Genomic DNA, 25,708 nt, shown 5'->3' with positions numbered 1-25,708 from the left:
ATCTTATTTTATTTACATTTCTATTTATGAATGATTTATAATATAAATAATCTATCAATCCAAGTAACTTACTTAATAAAGAATGCTAAAATAGTTATAATAAATAAAGGGTTTTAAAGATAAACTTAGAAATATATAAGTGTAGGTGTTATGGATGGAAAACATATATATTGTTATCAGTTTTGCCTTGATTCTTTTAGGAGTGGCAGGTGTCTTTTTTCCTATTTTACCTGGTCCGATGCTAGTGTTAATAGGGATAGCCTTATATAGCTATGGAACCGATTTCATAGTGATTACTCCTTATTGGCTCACATTATTTGCCATATTAACCCTTATTACAATAACTGTAGACTACCTAGCTTCCTTCATCACCGCTAAGAAATTTAATGCATCTATATGGGGCATGGCAGGAATGATTATAGGAGGGTTCTTGGGACTAATGGTTTTTAATATTATTGGTCTATTAATAGGGCAGGTAATAGGGTTAATCCTTGGAGAACTGTTCATGGGAAAAGAATTAATAGAAGCAATAAAAACTGGAAGTGCTGGAGTGGTAGGGTATCTTATTAGTCTTATTGTAAAAGTTGCAATGACAGGAATTATGCTTGGAATTTTTATCTATCTAACATATTAGGAGGGCATGATGGTGGAGGAAAAACAAAAGATCAATAAAGTGTATTTTATCTTGTTTATAGGTATTATTAGTGTTTCCTTTTCGGCAATATTTGTTAGAAATACTTCAGCTCCTTCAAGTATTATTGCTATGTATCGTATGGCTATCACTTTTCTAGTGTTTTTGCCAGTAGCACTGACAAAGGGACAGTCAGAAATAAAAAAGCTAACAGTCAAGGATATCTTTTTATGCTGTTTAAGTGGAGGCTTTTTAGCTTTACATTTTCTTACATGGATTACTTCTCTGCAGTATACCTCTGTTGCTTCTTCCACTGTTTTAGTAGGATTACAGCCAATTTTTACTGCTATAATAGGGTATGTTTTATATAGTGAAAAATTAAACAAAGTAAGCGTGGTAGGTTTATTGATAGCTATTTTTGGAAGCAGTATTATGGGGATATCTGATTTTCAAATTGGAGAAGGATATCTATATGGAGATTTCTTGGCATTATTAGGTGGGTTTTTTGGAGCATTGTACATCATCATGGGAAGAGGTATTAGAAAAAGAGTATCTACATTAACCTACGGATTTGTAGTTTACGGTAGCTGTGCTTTATTATTTATAATTATTAACATTTTACTTAATGCACCTTTCTTTGGTTATACTTTACAGGATTATGCTTTCTTTACAGCTATGGCACTGGTATGCACAGTTGGAGGTCATACTATATTTAACTGGTGTCTCCGGTATATAGAAGCCAATAAGGTATCTACTGCTATGTTGGGGGAACCAGTAGGAGCAACAGTATTAGCTATTCTTCTTTTAAAAGAAGTACCAACCTTTTGGCAAAGCATTAGCGCCATGTTAATCTTGATAGGTCTCTATATTTTTATGACTTCTGCAGTTAAAGAGCATAAGCTGCAAAAAAAGACATCTATGAATATACAAAATGAAGGTTAAATTATAGTTTGGTCTACCTAAATCATTTTGGGAAGTGATAGGATGAAGAATATTAATTCTAATTACTATCGATTATTAAAAATCGTCATAGTTGTCCTGCTATTGTTTTTCATAGTAGATTATTATGTATTAAGTGTGGCTATCGTTGAAGGAGATTCAATGTATCCAACAATAAATCCGTCCAATAGGCTACTATTTGTTAAGCTGCCCTATTTCAAAAATAATCTCAAAAGAGGGGATATGATTATTTTTGAAGCACCGGAAGAACTTAATAGGGATGAACTCTTTGTAAAAAGAGTAATTGCCCTAGAAGATGATCAATACCTTATAGATGAGGGTGTTCTATTTATAAATAATAAAGAAGTAACAGAATGCTATGTCTGTGATGAAGAGTATTTATGCAAAGATTATCCATATACCGAAGGTGTAGTAGGAAAGAGTACAGTTTTTGTACTAGGTGATAACAGAAACAATAGCAACGACAGCAGAAGATTTTGTTGTGTAAAAAAGGATAAAATCATAGGCAAGGTACTATTAAGAATATGGCCGCTGAATGAAATAAAAGTCTTTATGAATCCCACAAATTAGGAGATAATAATAGTAACTCCTAATTTGTGGGATAACTAGTGTAGCGCAAAAAATCAATCTCTTGGATACTAGATATACTGAATAGAGAATCGTGAGCTTATAAGCAGGAAAGGATGTTCAATGATGATGCTGAAGAATAAGGTTATAGACTATGGAAGGTCTATTGGGATAGATATGATGGGCTTTACCAGCGCAGAAGCATTTGAAGATCTTAGAGATATAATAAACATGAGAAAAAAAGCAGGCTATCTATCAGGCTTTGCGGAAAATGATATAGAACTAAGAGTCAACCCAAAAAAAACTATGTCAGAAGCAAAATCTATTCTTGTAATAGGGGTTCCCTACTACGTGAAGGATGAGATGCAGCATCAGGAAAAATTACCTGAATTTTATGGAGAGCTAGCACGAACAGCATGGGGTAAAGACTACCATCAGGTGTTAAAGGAAAAAATGGAAAATATTGCTAGCTTTATAAAAAAAGAGGAGAAAGATTTTCAATACAAGATTTTTGTTGACACAGGGCCTCTAGTAGATAGACATGTTGCTTATAGAGCTGGCCTTGGGTGGTATGGATATAACTCTCTTCTGATGAACAAAAAATATGGTTCATGGTTTTTTATTGGCTATATGTTAAATAACATAGCTTTTGAAGCAGATAAAGAATCTATATGTACCACCTGTTATCAATGCAACCTATGCATTAAGCATTGTCCTAAGGGAGCTATAGAAGCACCTTATAAATTTAATGCTCAGAAATGTCTTTCAAATATTTTACAACAAAAAGGAGATATAGGAGAAGAGGATAGAAGTATATTGGGACAGCGTCTTTATGGATGTGACATTTGTCAAAGTGTTTGTCCTCATAATAAAGAAATCGAAGGAATATCTGAAAATTACTTTTACCCAAAGGATGTTTCCTGTAAACCAGATCTAATAGAACTACTCAATATATCCAACAAAGAATTTAAGGAAACCTATGGTAAAACCTCAGCAGGCTGGAGAGGAAAAACAGTATTACAAAGAAATGCTATCATTGCTATAGTAAATCAACAAAAAAGTACGGCGCTCCCACATTTATTACCATTGCTACAGGATATAAGACCAGAGATTAGAAAATATGCTGTGTGGGCTATCTCTGTGTTAGCTCCACAAGAAGCATGCAAAATTTTAATGAAAACAAAGGCCAAAGAAAAAAATCAAGAGGTTTTAAAGATAATAGAATATTATTTAGATAAACTTACGGATGAAGAACAGTAAACGGATAAAGCTTATAAATTTATGATTGTAGTAGAATATAGTGTCCCCTCTGAATAGTATAATAGTAGATTTTATTTACTGTAAAGGAGGGACTCTCTATGAAAAAATATCCTGGGCTATCCTATAAACTTATAAAAAAATACTGTAATAGACAAGATTTTTCCTTTAATACTACAGAAGAGATACAGCCTTTAAGGGGAATCATGGGACAAAAAAAGGGCGAAGAAGCCATGGAGTTTGGGTTGGAAATAGATAATCCCAGCTACAATATTTATATAAGTGGCAGCAAAGGAACGGGGAGAACTACCTATACAAAGGATATCGTTGAAAGAGTTGCTAAAAGTCGTAAGGTCCCCGATGATTGGTGTTATGTGTATAGCCTCGAAGGCAAGGGAAAAGCTATGGCATTAAATCTTCCAGCGGGACTGGGAAAAGCCCTGCAAAATGACATGGAGGAATTGATACAGGATTTACTTGTGCAGGTACCCCAAACATTTAACAGTGAGGATTATGATAAAAGAAAGAATGAAATAATAAAGCAATATCAGGATCAAAAAAATAGACTATTACACAATCTTACAGAGTTTGCTGAAGAAATGCAAATCAGCATAAAAAATACTAGTACTGGATTTGTTTTTGTACCATTGAAAAACGGGGAGGAAATCAGTGAAGAAGCATTAGAACAGTTGGATGAAGAAGAAGCAAAAAAACTGGAAATACAGTTAGATAAGCTGCAAGAGAAGGCGATGGATTTATTAGTAAAGATAAAAAGTTTTGAAAGACTTGCAAAAAAAAAGCTAGTACAGCTAGAAATGAAGGTAGGATTATTTGTTGTAAAGCCTCTAATTCATGGATTAATTTTAAAATATAGTGAATGTGATAAAGTAGTGGATTTTTTAAAAAGAGTAGAAAGAGATTTAATAGAAAATATTGATCAATTTCTTCAGCATGAAGAAGTGATAGAAGATAAGGGGAACAATAGGGAAGAAGACTTTATTAAAAAATATAAAGTAAATTTGTTAGTGAACAATAGTAAAACAGAAGGAGCACCTGTTGTCACTGAATTTAACCCTACATTGAGTAGACTCAGTGGAAAGATAGAATACGAAAATGTTAATGGTGTCCTAAGAACAGATTTTCTACAGATAAAACCTGGTGCAGTCCATCTAGCAAATGGAGGTTATTTAATCCTAGAAGTAAAGCACTTACTAGAAAATATTCATGTATGGGAAACCTTAAAGAGAATTCTTAACACAAAAGAAATAACAGTGGAAAACATGGGGCTTCAACTGGGGGGAGTGGATGTCAGCTCTTTGAAGCTAGAGCCTATTCCTATAGATTTAAAAATTATATTGATAGGTAGCGAGAAGCTATACCATTTACTATATCAATATGATGAAGATTTTGAAAAATACTTCAAGGTTTTAGTTGATTTTGATGAAGAAATGCAAAGGACAGAGGATAATGAGAAACAAATGGCAGCTTTTATCAGTTACTTTGTGAAATGCCAGAATATGAGACACTTAGATACTACAGCAGTAGCAGGGTTAATAGAATATAGCTGTCGTTTAACGGGGAATCAAAATAAATTAACAACTAAATTTAATAAAGTTATAGAAATTATAATAGAAGCCAATCAGTGGGCGAAAAAAAGTAACAGCTCTGTTGTCACAGGTCAGCATGTAGATAAAGCAATTCACAAAAAATGGGATAGATTCAATAAGTATCAAAAGAAAGTAGAAGAAATGTTTGAAAATCACAAAATATTGATTGATGTTGAAGGTAAAAAAATAGGAGTGATTAATGGTTTATCAATAATTGGACTAGGGGAATACAGCTTTGGTAAACCCAGTGTTATTACAGTTACCAGCAGCATAGGAAAAGAGGGAATTGTCAACATAGAAAGAGAAACAAACCTTAGCGGAGATCTTTATGATAAAGGTGTGATGATTTTAACTGGGTTTATCATGCAAAATTTTGCCCAGGATGCAAGTCTAAGTATTTCAGCTCGTATTTGCTTTGAACAAACCTATAGCGGAGTAGAAGGTGACAGCGCTTCCAGTGCAGAGCTGTATGCTTTGCTATCTTCCATATCCGGCATTCCATTAAAACAATATATTGCAGTTACGGGCTCAGTCAATCAAAGGGGCTATATTCAACCAGTGGGCGGTATTACTGAAAAAGTAGAAGGATTCTATCGCTTATGTAAAAAAAGAGGCTTCACAGGGACTCAAGGAGCAATTATTCCCTATCAAAACATAGAAAACTTAATGGTATGTGATGAAGTAGTAGAAGCAGTAAAGAATAAAGAGTTTCATATATATGCCATCAAGCATGTGAAGGAAGGTCTTGAAATAATGACTGATGAATCCTGTGGAAAGATCTATGAAGAAGTCAGAAAAAAACTAAAATATTATAGTGAAGTGCTAGAGAAAGGTTGATATATAATCTCCTTAAATACTCTATCTTTTCAGCCTTTTATTGTTTTAATTCTTTAGAAGTAGGGAAAAATGTAAATAGTATAACTTTTTTTATTATGCAGGAAAAAGGAACAAAAATGTTGTACTTAACAAATGGATAAATATATTATTAGGAGGTCATGGTAATGTCCAATGTACATGAACTACATTTCCTTAAAGAAAAGATTCAAGCATTAAAGGATGAAGGGGTATATAGAAAGCTTCCTATTCTAGAGGGCGCTAATGAAGCAGAGATTACCTTAAATGGAAAAAAAGTCATCAACCTCTCTTCCAATAACTATCTAGGCTTTGCAAATCATCCGAGACTGAAAAAAGCTGCTATAGAAGCAGTGGAAAAGTATGGTGTAGGTGCTGGAGCCGTTAGAACCATTATTGGAAATATGGATATTCATGAAGAGATGGAACAGGTATTGGCAGAATTTAAAAGAGAGGAAGCTGTTATGGTGTTCCAGTCAGGTTTCAACTGTAATGCTGGAACCATACAGGCAGTAACAGAAAAAGGAGATTTAATCATTTCAGATGAATTAAACCATGCCAGTATTATTGATGGTGCTCGATTAAGTAGAGCTGATAAAAAAGTATATAAGCACTCAGATATGAATCATTTAGAGGAAGTTTTAAAAGAAAACAGAGATAAATATAGAAATATGTTGATTATCACAGATGGAGTTTTTAGTATGGATGGAGATATAGCTCCATTACCAGAGCTTGTAACCTTAGCTGAAAAATACAATGCCATGACCTATGTTGATGATGCTCACGGTTCTGGAGTATTAGGAGAAAGTGGCAGAGGAACCGTTGACCATTTCGGCTTACATGGAAGAGTTGATTTCACGATAGGTACCCTGTCAAAAGCTATTGGCGTTATCGGAGGCTATGTAGCAGGAAGTGATACAATGAAGGATTGGCTAAGTCATCGTGGGCGACCACTGCTATTTAGTACCTACCTGCCTCCAGCAGCTGTTGGTGCTATCACTGAAGCCGTAAAACTTTTAATGAGTACGACAGAATATACCGATAGACTTTGGAATAATGCTAAATATTTCAAAGAAAAAATCAGCCAGCTAGGTTATAATATCGGAAATAGTGCTACACCAATTACACCCGTTATCATAGGTGAAGAAGGAAAAACCATGGAATTTAGTAAAAAGCTATTAGAAAATGGTGTATTTGTATCAGGAATTGTATTTCCAACCGTACCAAAGGGTACTGGTAGAGTACGATGCATGGTAACAGCCGCTCATACAAAAGAGCAGTTAGATAGAGCAATTGAGGTATTTAAAAAAGTTGGAGAAGAAATGAAAGTATTATAGACAATCTATATTAAATTCAGTTTCTTGATATATGAAATTCAATGATTGAATCAAACCGCTATTTAAAAGATGATTTTTCGTTTAAATCTCTAAGAAATTGCACATCCTAAATTGGTACTATGGATGTGCAATTTTGCTTGGAGGTTTTTTTATGAAAAAAAGAAAAGTATTGATGATTATTCTGGCGGTGATGCTTTCCATAGGAATATGGGGATGTAACTATAACACACAAAATGAAGAAGAAGTAAGGGTTGCTGTGGAGATAGCTCAGGTAAAGAAAAGTAGTATTTCGGAAGAAATAACCATAACATCAAAACTGCAACCTATAAAGAATATGATGATTATTCCTAAAACTCCCGGTTTGGAAGTAACAAAATTAGCTGTAAATGTTGGAGATGCAGTAAAAAAGGGAGATTTTTTATTTGAACTAGACAAAACGCTTATTAGAAGACAGGTAGAAGCAGCTAGAAAAACCTATCATCAGGCCCAAAGAAACTATCAAATACAGCAAGAACAGGCGGAAAGGGCAAGAAATTTACCTGTCAGTATAGCGGCTACAGGAATGGGCTTTCAAAGTTCTAGTCAGTCTATGACGAAAGAGATGCTGGATACCTCATTACTGACGGCGGAGGCTCAATTGGATCAGGCAAGATTAACCTATGTCAATACACTAGAACAATTGGATGAAATGGAGTATTATGCACCTATAGATGGAATAATCACTACAAATAATCTACAAAAAAATCAGATGGTAATGAATACACAACCAGCTTTGGTAATAAGTGATATAAAGCAATTAAAAATGGATTTATATGTAACAAAAGCTACATATAAAGCGCTGAATATAGGTGATGAATTACTATTTTATACAGAAGGAGTGGAAGAAAGAGGAAAAGTAACTATGATTAACAATGTAGCTGACTTAAGGACAAACCTATACAATGTGCAAATTACTGTTGATAATGAAAAAGAAGAATTATTAGCGGGTTCATTTTGCACAATAATGATAGAAAGAGGAAAAAAGGAGAATACATTGGTTATTCCCAAAAGTGCTGTTTTTTATGAAGGCAATACTCCAACAGTATTTGTAGAAAACCAGGAGCGACCTGTAAAAAGACCTATAGAGCTAGGGATCGATGGAGGAGAATTCGTTGAGGTGCTAAATGGTTTAATGGAAAAAGAAACGATTATTATAAAAGGACAACATTATATCGATGAAAACACCTTGATCATGGTAGTGAGAGGTGAAGAAGATGAAGATATCTAATTGGGCTGTTAAAAAGCCTATTTCTGTACTAATGCTTATGACTGCTATATTACTTTTAGGAGGGGTGTCTTTACTAAGATTACCGATGGACTTATTGCCTAAAATGAGTATTCCAGTTGCAGTTGTTAATACCCAGTATAATGGTGCTGGACCCTATGAGATAGAAAATTTGATTACCAAGCCTATCGAGCAAGCCGTGGCTGCTGTACATAATGTGAAGCATATAAACTCAACCTCTATGGAGGGAGTATCGGTAGTTGTAATAGAATTTAATCAGGGAACAGATATGGATTTTGCAACTTTAGAGATACGAGAAAAAATAGATGTGATAAAGAGATTTCTTCCAGAAGATATTCTTCAGCCCATTGTTCTAAAAATAGACCCTGCTGCACTTCCTATTCTAGTTTTAGGTGTGACTGGAGATGATTTAGGAAATTTGCAGGAAGTAGTAGAATATAGGATTAAACCAAGACTAGAAAGATTAGAGGGGATAGCGTCTGTAGGGGTGACGGGAGGGAAGCAAGGATCTATTATTTTTGAGATAGATCCCTATAGACTTCAGATGCAAGGTATCAGCCAACAACAGATGACAAACCTGCTAAGAGGAGAGAACATCAACCTCCCTGTGGGAGAGATAATAGATGATGAAAAGCATTTAATGGTACGTACTGTAGGAGAATTCCAAAGCATTGAAGAATTAAGAAACTTACCTGTAGCTTTACCTACGGGAGCTACAGTAGAATTAGAAGACCTAGGAGAAATATATTTTCACGAAGAAATACAACAAATCGCCAAAATTAATGGGACGCCTAGTATGCGCATTACTGTCCAAAAACAACCTACCTATAATACTGTTCAGATAACAAATACCATATATGAAGAAATAGATAAAATCCAAAAAGAATTGGAAAGCATCGAAATTGAAACTGTTATTGATCAGTCATTATTTATCAGAAATGCTATTAAAAATGTAGGGAAAACTGCAGCCTTTGGAGGATTGTTAGCAATCTTAATCCTATATTTTTTCATGAAGAATTTAAGGAATACATTAGTAATTGCCATATCAATTCCTATTTCCATAATTGCTACTTTCACTTTGATGTATTTTACTGGCATCACCCTTAATCTATTGTCATTAGGTGGTTTTGCTTTAGGTATTGGGATGCTTGTGGACAATGGAATTGTAGTATTAGAAAATATTTATCGCTTTAGAGAAAAAGAATATTCTCCAATAAATGCGGCAATTCATGGTGCTGAAGAAGTGGCATCGGCAGTGACAGCATCTACATTTACAACAGTTGCAGTCTTCTTGCCTATTGTTTTTGTCGAAGGAATGACTGGAGAAATATTTAAGGAATTGGCCTTAACAGTAACATTTTCCTTGCTAGCATCTCTAGGAGTTTCTTTAACCCTTGTGCCGATGCTTGCTTCAAAAATAGTAAAAGGCAGGCAGCATGAATCTAATAGAAATTTTAATAAAACAGAAAGATTATTACATAAATTAAATAACAATTATAAAAATCTATTGAGATGGAGTTTAGCCCATAAAGCAATGGTTTTTGTGATAACATTTTCAATTTTCTTAGGATCTGTTGTTTCAGTATTATGGGTAGGAGCAGAGTATTTTCCAGAATTTGATGAAGGAACCTTTACAGTTAATATTTCTTTACCACCTGGCAGCCTATTAGCAGAGACAGAAGCAATAGTAAATGAAGTAGAAAATATTATTAAGAAATATCAGGATGTTGAGATCATTTTTACAAGTATAGGAGCAGGAGAAGACTATTTTGGAGGATATGGTAAGAGAAGTAATCGCGCATCCATTGATGTAAGATTGAAGCCCTTTAATCAAAGAGAATCCGAAACTATACAGATCATAGATAAACTTCGTAGAAATCTACAAGGAATCCCAGGGGCAGAAATAGCCATAACTAATCTATCTTTTGCGGGGATGGGGTTTGCCGGAGAGGCAGTTGAGGTACAAATCAAAGGAGAAAGCATAGAATTATTAAAAGAAGTATCACAGGATTTTATAAGTATTATCGAATCTATAGAAGGAACTAGGGAAGTTGCATCGAATTTTATTGAAGGGAGACCGCAATTAGAGTTATTTTTGAATCGAGATATTACTTCTTTCTATGGATTGCAAACAATACAGATTGCCACCACTGTTAGAAACTTAATTCAGGGAATAACGGCAACAAGAATCAGAATGGATGGAGAAGAATATGATTTAATGCTGATGGGAGAGGGCTTTTTAAAACAAGGAGTAGGGAACTTTGCACAAATACCTATACCTACAATAGCAGGAGGCACTTTACCCTTAGAACAAATAGCAGACTTTAAGCTTTCACAAGGACCCAATGCAATACGACGCTCCGATCAAATGAGAGCTATCACTGTTAAGGCGGCAATTATCGGTAGAGATTTGAATAGTGTCGTAAAGGATATTGAAGTCCAATTGAAGGCATATCCTCTGCCAGCAGGATATAATTATCAGTTTACAGGTCAAAAAGAACAGTTGGAGGAAGCCTATACCAGTTTATTATTAGCTGTTATTTTAGCAGTATTATTGGTATATATGATATTAGCTGCTCAATTCCAATCCTTATTATATCCTTTTACCATTATGCTGGCTGTGCCTCTTGCTTTTGCTGGAGGTGCCCTGGGATTACTGGCTAGAGGAATTCCCTTGAGTGTACCTGCAATCATTGGAGCTATTGTACTATCAGGTATTGTTGTAAATAATGGGATTGTCTTGATTGACTATATCAACACTTTGAAAGAAGATAAAAAAGATGTTAACGAAGCTATTGTTATTGCAGGAGCTACAAGGTTAAGACCAATTATGATGACAACCCTTACTACCATTCTAGGCTTGTTACCATTAGCAATAGGACTTAATGAAGGCTCGGAGGTGCAAGTACCATTGGCAACTGTAATTATCGGGGGTTTAGTCTTATCTACACCGTTGACCTTAATCGTATTACCACTGATTTATGCCTCAATAGATAAAGTTACTATCTATATGAAAAAAATATATAAGTAATACCATACTAATCATGGGGGACGTGAAAAAAATGTTGGTAGGAGTTTGTTCAGTAAAAGTAATCATGTACGAAGTAAGCTCATTAAAGGGAAAGAGACAAATATTAAAAAGTGTTATTGAAAGAATTAAGGCAAGGTTCAATGTTTCTATTGCTGAGGTTGGAAATCAAGATAAGTGGCAAATTGCAGAAATAGGATTCTGCTGTGTCAGTAATAGCAAAAAACATGCAGATGAGATGATTAATAATGTTATTCATTTTATAGAAAAGGACGGAAGATTAGACATTACAGAGTGGCATATAGAAATACTGTAGAGAAAGGAAAATCCTATGAAAAAAAGAATGCTGTCGAAGGAAGATGTAAAGGAGGCATTAAGGATTTTAGCCGCTACCTATCCAGATGCCGATACAGAGCTGAACTTTCATACGCCTCTAGAGCTTCTGATTGCAACTATCCTGGCTGCCCAATGCACGGATAAAAGAGTAAATGAAATTACAAAAGAGCTCTTTAAAAAATTTAAATCAGCTGAGGATTATATTGAGCTTACAGAGGAAGAATTAGAGCCTTGGATTAGGAGCTGTGGTTTTTATAGAAATAAAAGTAAAAATATTTTACAGACATGTAGGATAATTGTAGAGAAATATAATGGAGAAGTACCAAAAACCCGTGAAGAGCTAATAAAACTGCCGGGAGTTGGTAGAAAAACAGCCAATGTAGTGATCAGTAATGTTTTTGGTCAAGATGCCATTGCTGTAGATACTCATGTGTTTCGTGTTTCTAATAGAATTGGACTTGCCAATGCTGAGGACGTTACTAAAACAGAAGAACAGTTGATGAAAAATATTCCTAAGAAAAAGTGGTCGGAGGCCCATCACTGGCTGATATTTCATGGTAGAAGAATCTGCAAGGCAAGGCGTCCTCATTGCGAAAAATGTCCTTTAACAAAAATATGCTTGTACTATAAAAGTCTATCATAGTAGCTCAAGAAAGATGTCAAAAACAAATTTAGACATCTTTCTTTTTATCTAAAAAGGAAAATGTCATATAAACGGAGAATAAAGCTTATAGAAGAAAAGCGTTAGCAGAAAGGATGTAATAGGATGATATTTGTTTTGGATATTGGTACAAGAAGTATTGCAGGATTATTAGGAACATTACAAAATGAGAAAATAATGATACATCATGCAGCTATAGAGTTTCATTCAAAGCGAGTCATGTATGACGGGCAAATCCATGATATTGAAGGGGTAGTGGAGGTCGTTAAAAAAGTTAAGGCAAAGCTGGAAGAAAAAATAGGTTTTCCTTTAAAGGAAGTGTCCATTGCTGCCGCTGGTAGAGCTTTAAAAACCTACCAAACCTCCTTAGAGAGAGAACTAGATGAACTGAAAGAAATTGATAGACACTTTATAAGTAGTATTGAGATAGAAGGAATACAGCAGGCGCAAAAGGAGCTAGAAAAGCATCAAGAGGAAGCAACCAATTATTTCTGTGTAGGGCATACAGTAATAAATTATTATTTAAATGATGGCCTGATTACAAATCCTATAGGTCATAAAGGTAGGAAATTTAAAATAGATATTTTGGCTACATTTTTACCAAGAATTGTGATAGACAGCCTATATACTGTTATGGAAAAGGCAGCTCTAGAGGTAGGATATCTTACACTGGAGCCTATTGCTGCTATAGAAGTAGCTGTCCCAGAAAATATGAGGCTATTGAATATTGCATTAGTAGACATTGGGGCTGGAACCTCAGATATAGCCATTACAAGGGATGGCACAGTAACAGCTTATGGTATGACGTCTACCGCTGGAGATGAAATTACTGAAGCATTGGCAAAGACCTATCTATTGGATTTTGATAGTGCAGAAAAAATTAAATGTACTCTTTGTAGCGAAGAAGAACAAAAATTCACCGACATTGTTGGTATCTCCCATGAGGTGAAATCAAAAGATATAGCAGATAAAATCCAACCAGCAATAGAGGTAGTGGCAAAGGATATAGCAGAAAGTATTCTTGAACAAAATGGCAAATCGCCTAGTGTTGTTTTTCTGATAGGAGGTGGAAGTCAAAGTCCACGATTAAGTGAGCTAATAGCTGATTACTTACAGTTGCCCAAGGAAAGAGTAGTTATTCGCAGTATGGAAATTATTCAGAACCTTCAGTTGGATACAGCTATCATCAATGGACCAGAAGGGATTACCCCAATTGGTATTATGGTTAAAGCTATTAAAAATAAGCAAACTGATTTTATTGAAGTTGAAGTCAATAGAAAGACAATCAAAATATTTAAAACAAAAAGACTTAAAGTTAGTGATTCATTGGTAGCTATAGGCTTTAATCCTAGAGATTTGATACCTAAAAAAGGCGAAAAAATAAAGGTTCATATCAATGGCGAAGAAAAGCTTTTCTTTGGAGAATATGGAGAACCAGCTAAAATCCTAGTCAATGGAAAGACGGCTCATTTAGACACCATGCTAGAAAATAATGATGTCATTATAATAAATCCTGCCACAGAAGGAAAAAAGCCCAATATTTCTTTGAAGGATATCATTGAACTTAATAATACAATATCTGTAAATGATAAGACAATTCATAGATACAAGGATATCAAGGTTAATGGACACCAGGTAAATCCCAACTATAAGCTGCAGCATGAAGATCAAGTGGAGTATACAATATTAACTAACCTTCAAGACCTATGCGATTCTTTAGACATTTCCTTCCAGGACCATGATATCTATCTAAACGGAGAAAAAGGAAATCTACACACTAAATTGGATGGTATAAAACAGATTATAATAGATAAAAAGATAAAAGAGGAAGCCCCTGTACTAGAAGAGCCTGGAATTGAAGTTATTTATAATGGTGAACCATTGAAAATTAACGCTGGAAAAAAAGATCTAATCTTTGTAGATATATTTAACTATATCGATTTTGACAGGACAAGGGTACAAGGGAGATTGGTCATAAAACATAATGGCAACACCGCAAACTATACGGATGCTTTAAAGGATGGAGATGAAGTATGGGTTTACTGGGATTAAGTAGTTTGAATAATTTTCTTCAAAAAGCAATATGATTAAAATATATTACTTATTTTTAAAGATTTTATAAATTATTTTATCACTAGATTGTGTGGGATCTAACTATAAAGTATAATTACATCAAGGAGTGATGTTATGGAGCCTACTGTCCTCAAAGTAAGTAAGAAAAAAATAATGCTATGGGTTATTATCATGATTATGGCATCAGGGTTAATAGCTTTTTTAACATTGACATTGCTACTATTAAATAGAGAAACTATCTATCCAAAAGTATATATTGAAACCATAGAAGTCAGTGGGCTTACAAAGCTTCAGGCGGAGGAAAGAATTAGAGGTATTTATGAAAAAGAGCTAGAATCCTTAAAGGTGGATGTAGTATATGAAGAGTATAGCAAAGGTTTAGCCTATAAGGATTTAGGTTATACATACCTCTATGATGATGCAATATACCAGGCCTACAGATTTGGCAGAGATGGAAATGCATTTAGCAGAATAAGAAACATCTACTATTTAAGAAACAATCCAATCACCATCCCACTAGCTACACACTATGATAAGGAAGCTTTAGAGGCTTTCATAAAAACCATAGCAGAGGATATTAATAAAGAGGCACAGGAGGCTAGTATTAAACGGCAAAGTGGTGTATTTCATATCACCAAAGAGGAATTAGGTCTACAGGTGCAAGAAGATCGTCTTAAGGAACTGATTGCAGGGAGAATGCAAACATTTAGTCTGCAGGATATAAATATACCTATAGAAACCATTACTCCCGAAATCACAGCGGAAAAATTGTTAAACATAAAAGAAGTGATTGGAGAATTTAGTACTGCCTTTAATCTTCAACAGAGGGGTAGAAATGCAAATATAGCCTTAGCAGCTAAAAGCATAAATGGCATCTTAATGATGCCTCAGGAAGAGTTTTCCTTCAATGATGCAACAATTCCTAGGGGTGTAGAACAGGGGTATCAAGAGGCTCCTGTTATTGTTAACGGTGAGCTAGTACCGGGGATTGGCGGCGGTATTTGTCAAGTATCTACTACCTTGTATAATGCAGTTGTTAGAGGAAACCTAGAGATAACCGAAAGGCGAAATCACTCTTTGACAGTTCCTTATGTGCCGTTAGGACATGATGCTACGATATATGGCACATTAATAGACTTAAAGTTTGTCAATAATTATGAAAATCCCATATACATTGAAAGCTTTGTATCGGGGGATAGGGTATTTGTGAAAATATATGGTTCCAAGGAAGATAACATAGTCATTACCCTTGTTTCACAGGTACTAGAGGTTTTTGAGCCAAAGGTAGAAATAAAGAAAGATAATAATATGTTTATTGGAGAACAGGAAATAAAGCAGGAATCAAAAAAGGGGTATAGAGTAAACACCTATAAAATATATCATGAAAAGGGTAGGGAAATTAAAAGAGAGCGAATCTCAACAGATTATTATAAACCAGTAAACGCTATTATCCTAGAGGGAAGTAAGCCTAAACCAGTATCTAAAATAGAAGAGCCAGTAGAGGGAGCTATAGAAGAAGAAAGCTTGTCACCAGAGACAGAAAGTAATGAAATTCAGGAAAATCAGCCTATTTTTCAGCCTCAAGAATAAAATTCTTGAGGTTTTCTTCCATTTTGTGTAGAAAAGTTATATCATAGAATGAAAGACAACAATACATTTTCTTTGGAGGTAGACAATGGAACATTTACTATATGATAAAAGACTGGATTGTCCATGCTGTAAAAATAGCTTTACTACAAAAAAGGTAAGAACTAGAAGTCTGAAGGTTGTAGAGAGAGGTACGGATTTTTATGTGAAATATAAAGATGTTAACCCCATTTATTATCATGTTTGGGTATGTCCTAACTGTGGCTTTAGTGCTACAGAAAGCGAATTTACAGATTTAACAAAGGAACAAAAAAGCCTTTTGATGGATAATATATCAAAAAAATGGAACCAAAGACATTATGGTGGCCCTAGAACCTATGAAGAAGCAGAAGCAACCTATAAATTAGCCCTATTAGTAGCACAGCTATTAAAAAAATCTAAGGGATATATAGGTGGATTATGTTTAAAGCTAGGATGGTTATATCGAGATGTGAATGATCAAAGAGAAACAGAGTTCTTAAAATATGCTTTGAATCATTTTCAGAATGCCTATCAACAAGAACCTCTACCTATTGCAGGATTAGATGAAGTATCCTTAGCTTATTTAGTAGGAGAACTACATAGAAGATTTCATGATCCAAAAGGAGCTATAAAATGGTATAGTAAAGCCCTAGAACATCCTGATATTAAAAAGAAAAGACAAATTCAATTAATGGCTAGAGAGCAATGGAGATTAGCACGGGAAGAATATCAAGTGATAAAAACTGATGAGGGAGATGATTAAAATTTTCTTCAGCTGCCTTCACATGTTAGATCTTCAGCTTTATATAGCTTCAAATGAAAAAGGTTTAGTAGCTATAGGTATTAATCAATCAGAAGAATCTTTTATAAAAGATATAAAGAAATTCTCTCCTTTAGAGAATATCACTTATAATAAAAGCAAAAATCACCAATTTCTTCAGCAAATAACTGAGTATTTTCAGGGTGCTCGAAAGCAATTTACGATTCCCTTAGATTTAAAAGGTACGCCGTTTCAAAAAAAAGTATGGAATACTTTATTGGAGATCCCCTTTGGAGAAGTTGTTAGCTACCAAACCATTGCTAATAAAATCGGAAATCCTAAGGCAGTAAGAGCTGTAGGATTAGCGAATAAAAGGAATCCCATCCCTATCATTGTTCCTTGTCATCGAGTTATTGGAATGAACATGAAGCTAGTAGGATATAATGGTGGGATAGATATCAAAGAAAAACTATTGGCCTTTGAAGGGATAAAAATAGAGAAAGAAAAAGTGGTAAATAGATAATTACCACTTTTTTGTATTTTCCTCCAACTACTTAGCATAAATTAGTATAGTATTAAGTACTAATTTATAGGTAGGAGGAGATTCTTTTGGAAAAAATAAATAGAAATCCTATTATATTGATTCCAGGCTTAATGTGTTCAATGAGTAATGATATTATTCCTGGAACAGGGAATTGGAGTTTTGGTATAGCCCGCTGGATTTATGAACCTTTGATAGAAGAACTAGAAGAACTAGGTTACGCAGAAAATGATAATTTATTTATTTGCTATTATGACTGGAGACAAATGAACCATACTATTGTTGAGACATATTTAAAACCTATGATTGCAGAAGTAAAGAAAAAGTATCCCCATGATAAAATAGATATCATTTGTCATAGCATGGGAGGACTTGTTGCCAGGACTTATATACAGAGCAGGGAGTATCAATATGACTTTGAGAAAGTAATCATGATAGGAACCCCCAATAAAGGGTCAGTTGATGCTTATTACCTGTGGTCTACAGGAACATTGTTAAAAAAGAATAATAAAAGTAATTTTTACAACTTGGTTTATAGAGGCTATATATGGATTTTATTGAAATTATTAAATTTATCCTTCGGAATAGAAAACCTTGAAGAAATCCATAAGAATCTCCCCTCCATCGGAGAACTGATACCTTGTGCAGATTATGGAAATGTTTTATGCTATGATGATGGCAACGGTAAGTGGAAGACAGTCCCCCAATACTATATGAAGTATAGAAATTATTTTCTGGATGAATTAAACGCAAATCATACTTTATTGCAGTATAGGGTAAAGGAGTTTTATAATATTGTTGGATATAATTTTTCTACAGTAGAGTATTTAATGATAGATAAAGAGAAGCTAACAAATAATTACGAGGAAGTAATCTTAGATTCAGTAGAGACATTAGATGGAGACGGGACAGTAACATTGAAAAGTGCAGGGATACAAACAGATAAACAATACTATATGGAAGCAAATCATCGGAATATAGTAGAAGAAGGCTTTTCTTATATAAAAAAGATCTATACTCCAGAGGTTTCAGTTAAACCTAAGGAAAAGACAAAAATGCAGGACAATACCTTACATATTATTTTTTCAGGAGCCCCCAAGATAAAGATTCAAAATGAAGAAAGACTAGTGATACAACTAGAGGAAGGATCTATCAATACACCTTATCCTTATATTTATGAAGGCAATATACAGGGATATAAATGGGTAGTATTAAAGGATATCTCAAAAGGTACTTACTATGCTCAAGTTGATAATGAAGAATCAGAAAACATACAGATATTAGTAATGGCAGAAGGGTTAAAGGAGCCCTATAATCAACAGGAAATAAAGGCATTTAACTATAATCATGCTTTCCAATTCAAGATACATTAAATAGTACTGAGGTTAACTTTGACAAACTGTTTATAGAAATCTACTTAAGATTTTATCTTCAGCATACTAAAAATGTGATTTAGGCAAAAGATGCTTTCGCTACTTTTTACTTTCTCCAGGGTAACAAATGACAGGAGGAGGTTAATGGCAATTAATAAAGAAAGGGCCAGTACTAAGGCCCTTTGATGGTTCTTAAAAAAATACGTAGTACATCTGCTCCACCAATAAAACTACCTACTACACTACCTATATTCGTGAAAATGACCACTAAAAGAATGCGGGTTACTTTATTTTTCCAAAATCCCTTTAAGGTAAAAATATCCTCTGATAAATCTTCAAAATCCTTTACATGTGGACGTCTAATAAAGGCTTCTACAAGGCCAGCTACCCATCCAGCACCAAAAAAAGGATTCAAAGAGGTGAAGGGTGCTATCAATAAAGAAGTGATAATAGTAAGAATATGACCGAAAGCTAAAATGGTTCCTAAAGCTGATAAAATACTGTTCCACAATATCCAGCTTAAAGTTAAGTCCTTAGCAGCAGAGCGACTAAAATAATAGGTAGAAGCAATGATGCCAATAATAATGATAGGAATAAGCCAAGAAATAAAGCGGGGCTTATTGGATTTTTTAGGAAGCTTTGTTAATGCATTTAAGTCATGCTCTTTATAGATTTCTCTCGTTACCCCAGGTACATGAGCAGCACCTAGGACAGCCACTATTTTCTTACCGGGAGCTTCTTTTATTTTTTGGGCTAAATAACAGTCTCTTTCATCTACTAAAAAAGCTTTCAACCTAGGAAATGCTTCTGTGAATTCTCCTAGCATAGAAGTTAAAGTATCTTTAGCTTTCAAGCTTTCTAGTGTTTCTTCAGTTATTTCTTCCTCATCAAAAAAACCAAAAAGAATACTTGTAAGCAGCTGCACTTTTCCTTTTAATCCTATACCATGCCAAATTCGTAGAAATGTTACCTGTATATTTCTATCAGCTAATATTAGTGTAGCGTCAATGCTTTTAGCAGATTCAATAGCTTGGATCATTTCTTGTCCTGGCTTAATATTAAATTGTTTTGCAATTCGCTTCTGAAAAGCTGAGACCATAAGATTTATTAAAAGAAAAGTAGATTTCTTTTCTCTTATAACTTTGAAAATATCCATCTGCTGCCATCGGTTTTGATGAACAATGGAGTTATATCTTTGTTGGTCCAATTCAACACAAACAGTATCAGGTTTTTCTTTTTCAATTACATTTTTTACCTCATCAACACTTTGTTTTGATACATGAGCTGTACCAATCAATATAATCTCTTTATCATCTAAATATAATCTAGGAACACTTTCATCATTCATATATTAACCAACTTTCCTATAAAAAAATAATCTACTGTTTATTGTACACATTTACCCATATTATGGCAAGACTATAGAATATTGAGGGATAAAATTTATAAATAGAGGTTTAAACCCATAAGATAAAGGTCAATTACAATTTTTGACAGATGCTAAACGATTGGATTTATAACAATAAAGGACGCTAGCTACAAAATAGTTCTCTTAATTATTATATCTTTAGTAATAAAAATAATATATAATGAAAAAAACTGATAAAGATTTTTAAACTGCAAAATTTTTCTGCTGAAAGTACACATGAAAAAATATGTATTTACGCTGAAGTGGGTAATAATACACCAAAGAAACATGTTAATTATATTATGGAATAATCCAATGAAAAATATTAACTAAAGAAAGAATAGATAAGCAGAGGAGGTTTCTCATATGAGGCTTTTCAAAAGACTTATATTGTTTTTAGTCATAGGACTAACAATTGCTGTTTATAAAAATCCATCCCTTATCATACCTAAAAGTCAATCAATAATTATGACGATTAGCAGCACAAAACTTACAGATTGGTATAATAACAACCTCCAAGTAATGCCTGAGAATAACAGTAGACTAAAAAATGCAGAGGCCAATATAAGGTCAAAGATGAGGTATTTACTTGGATCATTAGATAATCATATTTTAAAGGGAAACCCTTCTAGGTCTCTAGAAGAAATAGAGAAAGAAAAAAATGTGATTTTACTGGAGATAGCTATCGGTGATTCTGTAGAAAAAGTAATTAGCACATTGGGACAACCTAACCGCAAGGATGAGAGCCAATATGGTTTTCAATGGTATATATACAATGGGGACTACTCTAAATATCTTCAAGTAGGTATTCAAGAAGATAAAGTGGTAGGTATATATACGAATTCACCTCAATTGCAAACTGAGGGAGAAACTCAGATAGGAGCTGATCGAGTAACTGTTGAGAAGCTATTAGGTAAGCCCCTTGAGTATCTTAAAAAGGATAATACCATGTACTATTTAAGTAGTCCAGAGGAATACTATACCTATTTGATTTACAATTATTATGCAACCATTTTTTTTGATATTCATAACAACAATAAGGTAATAGCGATACAGTTGATAGAGAAGAATACAGAGGAAGCTTTAAAAGGATTTTATGGGAAACCAACAGAAGAACTGAAGGAGAGCTTTGAAAAACAAGTGTTTGATCTTGCTAATGCCACCAGAGTACATTTTAACTTACCTCAGTTTCAGTGGGATCAACAGGCTATGATGGCTGCTAGAAAACAAAGCAAGGATATGGCGAAAAGAAACTTTTTCGATCATAAAAACCCCAATGGAGAAGGCCCCTCTGATAGATTAGAAAAAGAAGGGATTTCTTGGAGAACATCAGGTGAAAACATTGCGGCTGGTCAAACCTCAGCAATATTTGCACATCAGAACTGGATGAATTCCATTGGCCATAGAGAAAACATATTGGGTAGCTTTGAAAGATTAGGGGTTGGTGTTTATTTTGGCGGAAACTATAATACCTATTATACACAAAAGTTTTATTCGCCCTACTAATTTTGAAGCAACTACAAACTACTTTTATGACCAAACCGCATGATTTTCGTTGACATAGTAGAATAATAGCGTGTTGCTACTTTCACAACAATTTGATATGATAGACATAATAAAGATAAATGAATAGAAGTTTTGGTGCTATATAGGCTTAAAAGGGAAAGTGGTGAAAAACCATTACAGCCCCCGCTACTGTAAGTGAGGATGAAAACAGCAATTACCACTGGATTATTCTGGGAAGGTGCTGCCAGTAAAGAGAATCACGAGTCAGGAGACCTGCCAATTACTGAGAACAAACCTTCGGTGGGAAGGGAGGTTTAAATCAATATATATCTGATTTTTAACCCTTACACAAACAGTAGGGGTTTTTGATTTTATTACATCAATTGAGGTGATTAGAAATTATGAGGGATTTTGATATAACATTAGTAACTGGCGGTGCTCGAAGTGGCAAAAGTAGTTTCGGAGAATCACTTTTAAAGGATATCAAAGGAAATGTTCTTTACGTTGCAACAGCTGAAGCTTTTGACGATGAGATGAAGGACCGGATAGAAAAGCATAGAAAAGGAAGGGCTGATAATTGGATTACCCTTGAAGGATATAAAAACATACCTCAGGTTATTTTATCTAGTAAAGAGAAAATATCAGCAGTTTTTTTAGATTGCATCACCATTATGATAACAAATTTGATGCTGGAGGAATCCATTGATTGGGATCATGCGTCACAAATACAAATAGACAGTCTTGAAAGGAAGATAACGGAAGTAATGATAGATTTAATAGCAGGATTGAAAGCTTTGGAAATACCATCTGTCCTTATTACCAATGAGGTAGGACTAGGAATTGTTCCTGAAAATAAAATGACAAGAATCTTTAGAGATATTGCAGGAAGAATAAATCAATATATAGCAAAAGAAGCAAATTGTGTATACTTTGTAGTATGCGGTATACCAAATAAGATTAAATAGAAGGGTGGAATACAGATGATTACAAATAAATTAGAAAAGGGTTTAATACATGTATATACAGGGGATGGAAAAGGAAAAACAACTGCAGCATTGGGGCAAGCCATTAGGACAGCTGGGGGCGGGTTTAAAGTTTTGATTATACAGTTTCTAAAAGGAGATGATACAGGAGAGCTTTATAGCATAGAAAAAATGTCTCCTGACCTACAATTAATAAGATTTGGTGCCATGAAAAAGTTTTATTTTCAATTGAATGAAGAAGAAAAAATTGAAATACAGAATAATATCAAAGAAGGTTTAGAAACCATTAAAAGACATTTAATAGAGGAGAACTATAATCTAATCGTTATGGATGAAATAATGGCAGTCTTATATAATAAAATCATTGACTTAGATGAAGTCTTGACCCTCCTAAAAAGCAAGCCAAGCCATGTTGAGATGATACTGACTGGAAGAGATGCTCCAAAGGAGCTAATAGATTTAGCAGATTATGTTACAGAGATGCAAATGATTAAGCATCCTTTTGAAGAAGGGATTTATGCTAGAAAAGGTATTGAAAGCTAATGAAACGATTCATACTTACCCTGCAGTTTCTCACAAGGGTAACTGTGGCTAAAAACCTGCCCTATGATGAGAAATTTAATAAAGGAATAATCTTTTTCCCCCTTGTGGGTTTAGTATTAGGGTTGATATTAGCCGTTATTTATATGGGATTATCGTATCTTTTTAATTCAACCATTACTAGTATGATAACAATAGCTTCCTATATAGCATTGACAGGAGGCTTGCATTTAGATGGTCTTGGGGATACCTTTGATGGATTTTACAGTAGCCGAGGTAAGGAAAGAATATTGGAAATCATGAAGGATAGTCGTTTAGGAACCAATGGTGTTATAGCAGTTTTGTTTTCTATACTTATTAAAGTATTTGTATTAGCAGCATTGCCTCATGAAAAGGCATTATTGGCATTAATCCTGATGCCAGTGCTAGGAAGATTAGGAATTGTCTATGGATGCTTCAGAATAAGCTATGCTCGAGAAACAGGATTAGGACATATATATATCAATAATGTGTCTAGCAATCAATTGATGATAGCTACTGGCCTAGGGATAGCTATAACGTTAATAGATAGAGGTACTTTACTATTTATACCAATAGCATGGATTTTTTCTTATCTATTTAAAAGCCATAGTAAAAAAATCATTCATGGTATGACAGGAGATACCTTAGGCGCATTATGTGAATTAAATGAGATTTTATACTTGTTATATCTAGTAGGAAAATTAAACCTAACTATGTAAAGATCAAGGCAGGGGGCGAACTATGACAAAGTTGTATTTAATCAGACACGGAGAAACTGAAGAAAATCGAAATAGCAGATTCTGTGGCTGGAAAAATGTCTCCTTAAATCAAAAAGGAAGGCTGCAGGCAGAGAAACTAGGTCAGTTATTAAAAAATACTACAATAGATATCATATATACCAGCGGCTTAAAACGCACAAAGGAAACCGCTGAATATATAAAGATAAATCATGAAGTCCCAATCTATGCCACTGAAGACTTAAAGGAATTAAATTTTGGCAAGGTGGAAGGCTTAACCTTACAAGAAATAAAAATACACTATCCTGAAGTATTTCGAGGACTGGAGAAGGATTATATAAAGCTTAGATTCCCTGAGGGGGAAAGTCTAGAGGAGATGCATGGCAGGGTAACCAATGCTGTGGATAGGATTATTCAAAACAACTTAGGAAATAACATTGTTTTAGTGGCCCATTCTGGGGTAATACGCAGCATTATAGCACATTTGATTACAGGAGATATAAAGCATCATTGGAATTTTAAAATAGATCATTGCAGTATCACTGTTCTGGAAATACATGAAAATTTTGCTGTGTTAACAAAATTAAATGATAGCTGTCATTTAAAGGATCGAGTACAAGTTAAGGAGGGCAACAAAGATGAAGCATAAAATACAGGTAATCATTGCATTGGTATTATTATTGACTTTTATGGTGACTGGATGTGCAGTAGAGAACCCTGTCGTTGAAGAACCTGTTGCAGTTCAAGAGGACGGTGTAAATGATTTTCCCAGAGAAGTAACAGATGGTTTAGGAAATAAGGTAGTCATAGAGAAACAACCCGAAAAAATTATTTCCGCTGTACCAAGTCATACAGAAATATTATTTGCCTTAGGATTAGAAGATAAAATTATTGGTGTATCAGAATTCTGTGATTACCCTATAGAAGCTTTAGAAAAAGAAGAAATAGGTGGATACAAAACCTTAAATATTGAAAAAATTATTGAGCTATCTCCTGATATCATTTTGGTTTATGGTAATGGAGATGAAGAAGCCATAGCACAAATAAAGGCTTCTGGTATTACTATAGCAAGATATGAGCCTGAATCTATTGAAGATATATTAGAAGCAATCCTTTCCATTGGAGAAATTACTGGCATGGAAATGGAAGCAAAGGCCATTGTAAATGAATTAACTGAAAGAAGAGATGAAGTATTAGCCAAGGTAAAGACTGTGGATACTGTTAAGGTTTTTTATGAGATTTGGCATGAACCCTTAATGGCAGCAGGGCCAGGCTCTTTCATGGATGAATTAATCCTTCTAGCAGGGGGAGAAAACATTGCTGGTGATGCTGAAGGCGCCTATCCTATCTTTAGTATTGAGGCATTAGTAGAAAGAAATCCAGAGGTATATTTGATGCCGGCAGATCATGTAGTAGATTTTTATAATATGACAGAAGAAGAAAAGCTTGAAAAAATTAATCAAGTCACAATTCGCCCAGGATATACAGAAATATCTGCTGTTAAAAATAACCGGATTGAACTATTAGAGCCCAATATTGTTTCTAGACCAGGAGTTAGAATTATAGAGGCATTAGAGTCAGTGGCTAGAGCTATCCATCCAGAGCTTTTTTAGTAAATGACTATGTTCCCGCCCATA

22 protein-coding genes and 1 riboswitch are annotated in these 25,708 nt (G+C 34.3%); of the genes, 21 read left to right on the top strand and 1 reads right to left on the bottom strand.

What is annotated here, in order from left to right; all coding sequences use genetic code 11:
- Window positions 1-154: 154 nt before the first annotated feature.
- The 15 genes from BMX10_RS09925 to BMX10_RS09855 all read left to right on the top strand — a co-directional run bounded on the left by BMX10_RS09925 (window position 155) and on the right by BMX10_RS09855 (window position 18,876).
- Window positions 155-634 (top strand): DUF456 domain-containing protein, encoded by a 480-nt coding sequence (locus BMX10_RS09925; RefSeq protein WP_090443232.1) that lies wholly within the window; start codon window positions 155-157, stop codon window positions 632-634.
- A 12-nt stretch (window positions 635-646) separates the two neighbouring features.
- A complete protein-coding gene (locus BMX10_RS09920; RefSeq protein WP_170834768.1) occupies window positions 647-1,573 on the top strand; it encodes a DMT family transporter in 927 nt (308 codons plus the stop codon).
- Window positions 1,574-1,615: 42 nt separating this feature from the next.
- Window positions 1,616-2,161, top strand: a complete 546-nt coding sequence (gene lepB, locus BMX10_RS09915) for a signal peptidase I (RefSeq protein WP_090443226.1) — start codon at window positions 1,616-1,618, stop codon at window positions 2,159-2,161.
- A gap of 123 nt (window positions 2,162-2,284) precedes the next feature.
- Complete coding sequence (gene queG, locus BMX10_RS09910; protein ID WP_090443223.1) at window positions 2,285-3,418, top strand: tRNA epoxyqueuosine(34) reductase QueG; 1,134 nt, start codon at window positions 2,285-2,287, stop codon at window positions 3,416-3,418.
- A 98-nt stretch (window positions 3,419-3,516) separates the two neighbouring features.
- Entirely contained in the window at window positions 3,517-5,859 is a 2,343-nt protein-coding gene (locus BMX10_RS09905) for a Lon protease family protein (protein ID WP_090443220.1), read from the top strand.
- 164 nt (window positions 5,860-6,023) lie between these two features.
- A complete protein-coding gene (locus tag BMX10_RS09900; RefSeq protein ID WP_090443217.1) occupies window positions 6,024-7,211 on the top strand; it encodes a glycine C-acetyltransferase in 1,188 nt (395 codons plus the stop codon).
- A gap of 151 nt (window positions 7,212-7,362) precedes the next feature.
- Window positions 7,363-8,478 carry an efflux RND transporter periplasmic adaptor subunit gene (locus BMX10_RS09895; RefSeq protein ID WP_090443214.1) on the top strand — a complete coding sequence of 372 codons (1,116 nt, stop codon included), beginning with the start codon at window positions 7,363-7,365 and terminating at the stop codon, window positions 8,476-8,478.
- A complete protein-coding gene (locus BMX10_RS09890) occupies window positions 8,465-11,527 on the top strand; it encodes an efflux RND transporter permease subunit (protein ID WP_090443211.1) in 3,063 nt (1,020 codons plus the stop codon). The genes BMX10_RS09895 and BMX10_RS09890 overlap by 14 nt, the downstream gene beginning before the upstream one ends.
- A gap of 31 nt (window positions 11,528-11,558) precedes the next feature.
- Window positions 11,559-11,840 carry a DUF503 domain-containing protein gene (locus tag BMX10_RS09885; RefSeq protein ID WP_090443208.1) on the top strand — a complete coding sequence of 94 codons (282 nt, stop codon included), beginning with the start codon at window positions 11,559-11,561 and terminating at the stop codon, window positions 11,838-11,840.
- Between the two features lie 15 nt (window positions 11,841-11,855).
- Window positions 11,856-12,503 (top strand): endonuclease III, encoded by a 648-nt coding sequence (nth, locus tag BMX10_RS09880; protein ID WP_090443206.1) that lies wholly within the window; start codon window positions 11,856-11,858, stop codon window positions 12,501-12,503.
- A 123-nt stretch (window positions 12,504-12,626) separates the two neighbouring features.
- On the top strand, window positions 12,627-14,573 hold the full coding sequence (locus BMX10_RS09875; RefSeq protein ID WP_090443204.1) for a cell division protein FtsA: 1,947 nt from the start codon (window positions 12,627-12,629) through the stop codon (window positions 14,571-14,573).
- 135 nt (window positions 14,574-14,708) lie between these two features.
- Window positions 14,709-16,184 (top strand): VanW family protein, encoded by a 1,476-nt coding sequence (locus BMX10_RS09870; RefSeq protein ID WP_090443201.1) that lies wholly within the window; start codon window positions 14,709-14,711, stop codon window positions 16,182-16,184.
- An 85-nt stretch (window positions 16,185-16,269) separates the two neighbouring features.
- On the top strand, window positions 16,270-16,965 hold the full coding sequence (locus BMX10_RS09865; protein WP_090443198.1) for a DUF2225 domain-containing protein: 696 nt from the start codon (window positions 16,270-16,272) through the stop codon (window positions 16,963-16,965).
- Window positions 16,958-17,485, top strand: a complete 528-nt coding sequence (locus BMX10_RS18455) for a methylated-DNA--[protein]-cysteine S-methyltransferase (RefSeq protein WP_280140765.1) — start codon at window positions 16,958-16,960, stop codon at window positions 17,483-17,485. Before BMX10_RS09865 ends, BMX10_RS18455 begins: the two co-directional genes overlap by 8 nt.
- An 86-nt stretch (window positions 17,486-17,571) precedes the next feature.
- On the top strand, window positions 17,572-18,876 hold the full coding sequence (locus BMX10_RS09855) for a lipase family alpha/beta hydrolase (RefSeq protein ID WP_090443192.1): 1,305 nt from the start codon (window positions 17,572-17,574) through the stop codon (window positions 18,874-18,876).
- 172 nt (window positions 18,877-19,048) lie between these two features.
- Here the strand turns inward: BMX10_RS09855 and BMX10_RS09850 are convergent, their stop codons facing one another.
- On the bottom strand, window positions 19,049-20,224 hold the full coding sequence (locus tag BMX10_RS09850; RefSeq protein WP_090443191.1) for a TraB/GumN family protein: 1,176 nt from the start codon (window positions 20,222-20,224) through the stop codon (window positions 19,049-19,051).
- Between the two features lie 426 nt (window positions 20,225-20,650).
- On the opposite strand from BMX10_RS09850, the gene BMX10_RS09845 reads away from it, so the two are divergent.
- From BMX10_RS09845 to BMX10_RS09820, 6 genes are all read left to right on the top strand, one after another.
- Entirely contained in the window at window positions 20,651-21,790 is a 1,140-nt protein-coding gene (locus BMX10_RS09845) for a CAP domain-containing protein (RefSeq protein ID WP_090443188.1), read from the top strand.
- 116 nt (window positions 21,791-21,906) lie between these two features.
- A riboswitch (cobalamin riboswitch) is annotated at window positions 21,907-22,085 on the top strand.
- 106 nt (window positions 22,086-22,191) lie between these two features.
- Window positions 22,192-22,755, top strand: coding sequence for a bifunctional adenosylcobinamide kinase/adenosylcobinamide-phosphate guanylyltransferase (gene cobU, locus BMX10_RS09840; protein WP_090443186.1), 564 nt, complete (start codon window positions 22,192-22,194; stop codon window positions 22,753-22,755).
- A gap of 15 nt (window positions 22,756-22,770) precedes the next feature.
- Window positions 22,771-23,316, top strand: coding sequence for a cob(I)yrinic acid a,c-diamide adenosyltransferase (locus tag BMX10_RS09835; RefSeq protein WP_090443183.1), 546 nt, complete (start codon window positions 22,771-22,773; stop codon window positions 23,314-23,316).
- Window positions 23,316-24,053: an adenosylcobinamide-GDP ribazoletransferase gene (gene cobS / locus BMX10_RS09830; protein ID WP_090443180.1), complete on the top strand. Its 738-nt coding sequence runs from the start codon at window positions 23,316-23,318 to the stop codon at window positions 24,051-24,053. Before BMX10_RS09835 ends, cobS begins: the two co-directional genes overlap by 1 nt.
- Before the next feature lie 22 nt (window positions 24,054-24,075).
- The gene (locus tag BMX10_RS09825; RefSeq protein WP_090443177.1) at window positions 24,076-24,720 is read left to right on the top strand and encodes a histidine phosphatase family protein; all 645 of its coding nucleotides are present in this window, start codon (window positions 24,076-24,078) and stop codon (window positions 24,718-24,720) included.
- Window positions 24,710-25,684, top strand: coding sequence for an ABC transporter substrate-binding protein (locus BMX10_RS09820; protein WP_090443174.1), 975 nt, complete (start codon window positions 24,710-24,712; stop codon window positions 25,682-25,684). The genes BMX10_RS09825 and BMX10_RS09820 overlap by 11 nt, the downstream gene beginning before the upstream one ends.
- Window positions 25,685-25,708 lie beyond the last annotated feature (24 nt).

This window comes from Natronincola peptidivorans, from assembly GCF_900111615.1.
Lineage (GTDB): Bacteria > Bacillota > Clostridia > Peptostreptococcales > Natronincolaceae > Natronincola_A > Natronincola_A peptidivorans.
This window is presented reverse-complemented; position numbering and strand designations above follow the sequence as displayed.

Excerpts from the sequence above, each read along its gene's own strand:
- BMX10_RS09820 (WP_090443174.1), top strand. The coding sequence starts at position 24,710 with ATGAAGCATAAAATACAGGTAATCATTGCATTGGTATTATTATTGACT.
- BMX10_RS09890 (WP_090443211.1), top strand. The coding sequence starts at position 8,465 with ATGAAGATATCTAATTGGGCTGTTAAAAAGCCTATTTCTGTACTAATG.
- BMX10_RS09885 (WP_090443208.1), top strand. The coding sequence starts at position 11,559 with ATGTTGGTAGGAGTTTGTTCAGTAAAAGTAATCATGTACGAAGTAAGC.
- nth (WP_090443206.1), top strand. The coding sequence starts at position 11,856 with ATGAAAAAAAGAATGCTGTCGAAGGAAGATGTAAAGGAGGCATTAAGG.
- BMX10_RS09875 (WP_090443204.1), top strand. The coding sequence starts at position 12,627 with ATGATATTTGTTTTGGATATTGGTACAAGAAGTATTGCAGGATTATTA.
- BMX10_RS09900 (WP_090443217.1), top strand. The coding sequence starts at position 6,024 with ATGTCCAATGTACATGAACTACATTTCCTTAAAGAAAAGATTCAAGCA.
- BMX10_RS09925 (WP_090443232.1), top strand. The coding sequence starts at position 155 with ATGGAAAACATATATATTGTTATCAGTTTTGCCTTGATTCTTTTAGGA.
- cobU (WP_090443186.1), top strand. The coding sequence starts at position 22,192 with ATGAGGGATTTTGATATAACATTAGTAACTGGCGGTGCTCGAAGTGGC.
- BMX10_RS09845 (WP_090443188.1), top strand. The coding sequence starts at position 20,651 with ATGAGGCTTTTCAAAAGACTTATATTGTTTTTAGTCATAGGACTAACA.
- BMX10_RS18455 (WP_280140765.1), top strand. The coding sequence starts at position 16,958 with ATGATTAAAATTTTCTTCAGCTGCCTTCACATGTTAGATCTTCAGCTT.
- BMX10_RS09865 (WP_090443198.1), top strand. The coding sequence starts at position 16,270 with ATGGAACATTTACTATATGATAAAAGACTGGATTGTCCATGCTGTAAA.
- BMX10_RS09825 (WP_090443177.1), top strand. The coding sequence starts at position 24,076 with ATGACAAAGTTGTATTTAATCAGACACGGAGAAACTGAAGAAAATCGA.
- lepB (WP_090443226.1), top strand. The coding sequence starts at position 1,616 with ATGAAGAATATTAATTCTAATTACTATCGATTATTAAAAATCGTCATA.
- BMX10_RS09835 (WP_090443183.1), top strand. The coding sequence starts at position 22,771 with ATGATTACAAATAAATTAGAAAAGGGTTTAATACATGTATATACAGGG.
- BMX10_RS09870 (WP_090443201.1), top strand. The coding sequence starts at position 14,709 with ATGGAGCCTACTGTCCTCAAAGTAAGTAAGAAAAAAATAATGCTATGG.
- BMX10_RS09850 (WP_090443191.1), bottom strand. The coding sequence starts at position 20,224 with ATGAATGATGAAAGTGTTCCTAGATTATATTTAGATGATAAAGAGATT.
- queG (WP_090443223.1), top strand. The coding sequence starts at position 2,285 with ATGATGCTGAAGAATAAGGTTATAGACTATGGAAGGTCTATTGGGATA.
- BMX10_RS09905 (WP_090443220.1), top strand. The coding sequence starts at position 3,517 with ATGAAAAAATATCCTGGGCTATCCTATAAACTTATAAAAAAATACTGT.
- cobS (WP_090443180.1), top strand. The coding sequence starts at position 23,316 with ATGAAACGATTCATACTTACCCTGCAGTTTCTCACAAGGGTAACTGTG.
- BMX10_RS09895 (WP_090443214.1), top strand. The coding sequence starts at position 7,363 with ATGAAAAAAAGAAAAGTATTGATGATTATTCTGGCGGTGATGCTTTCC.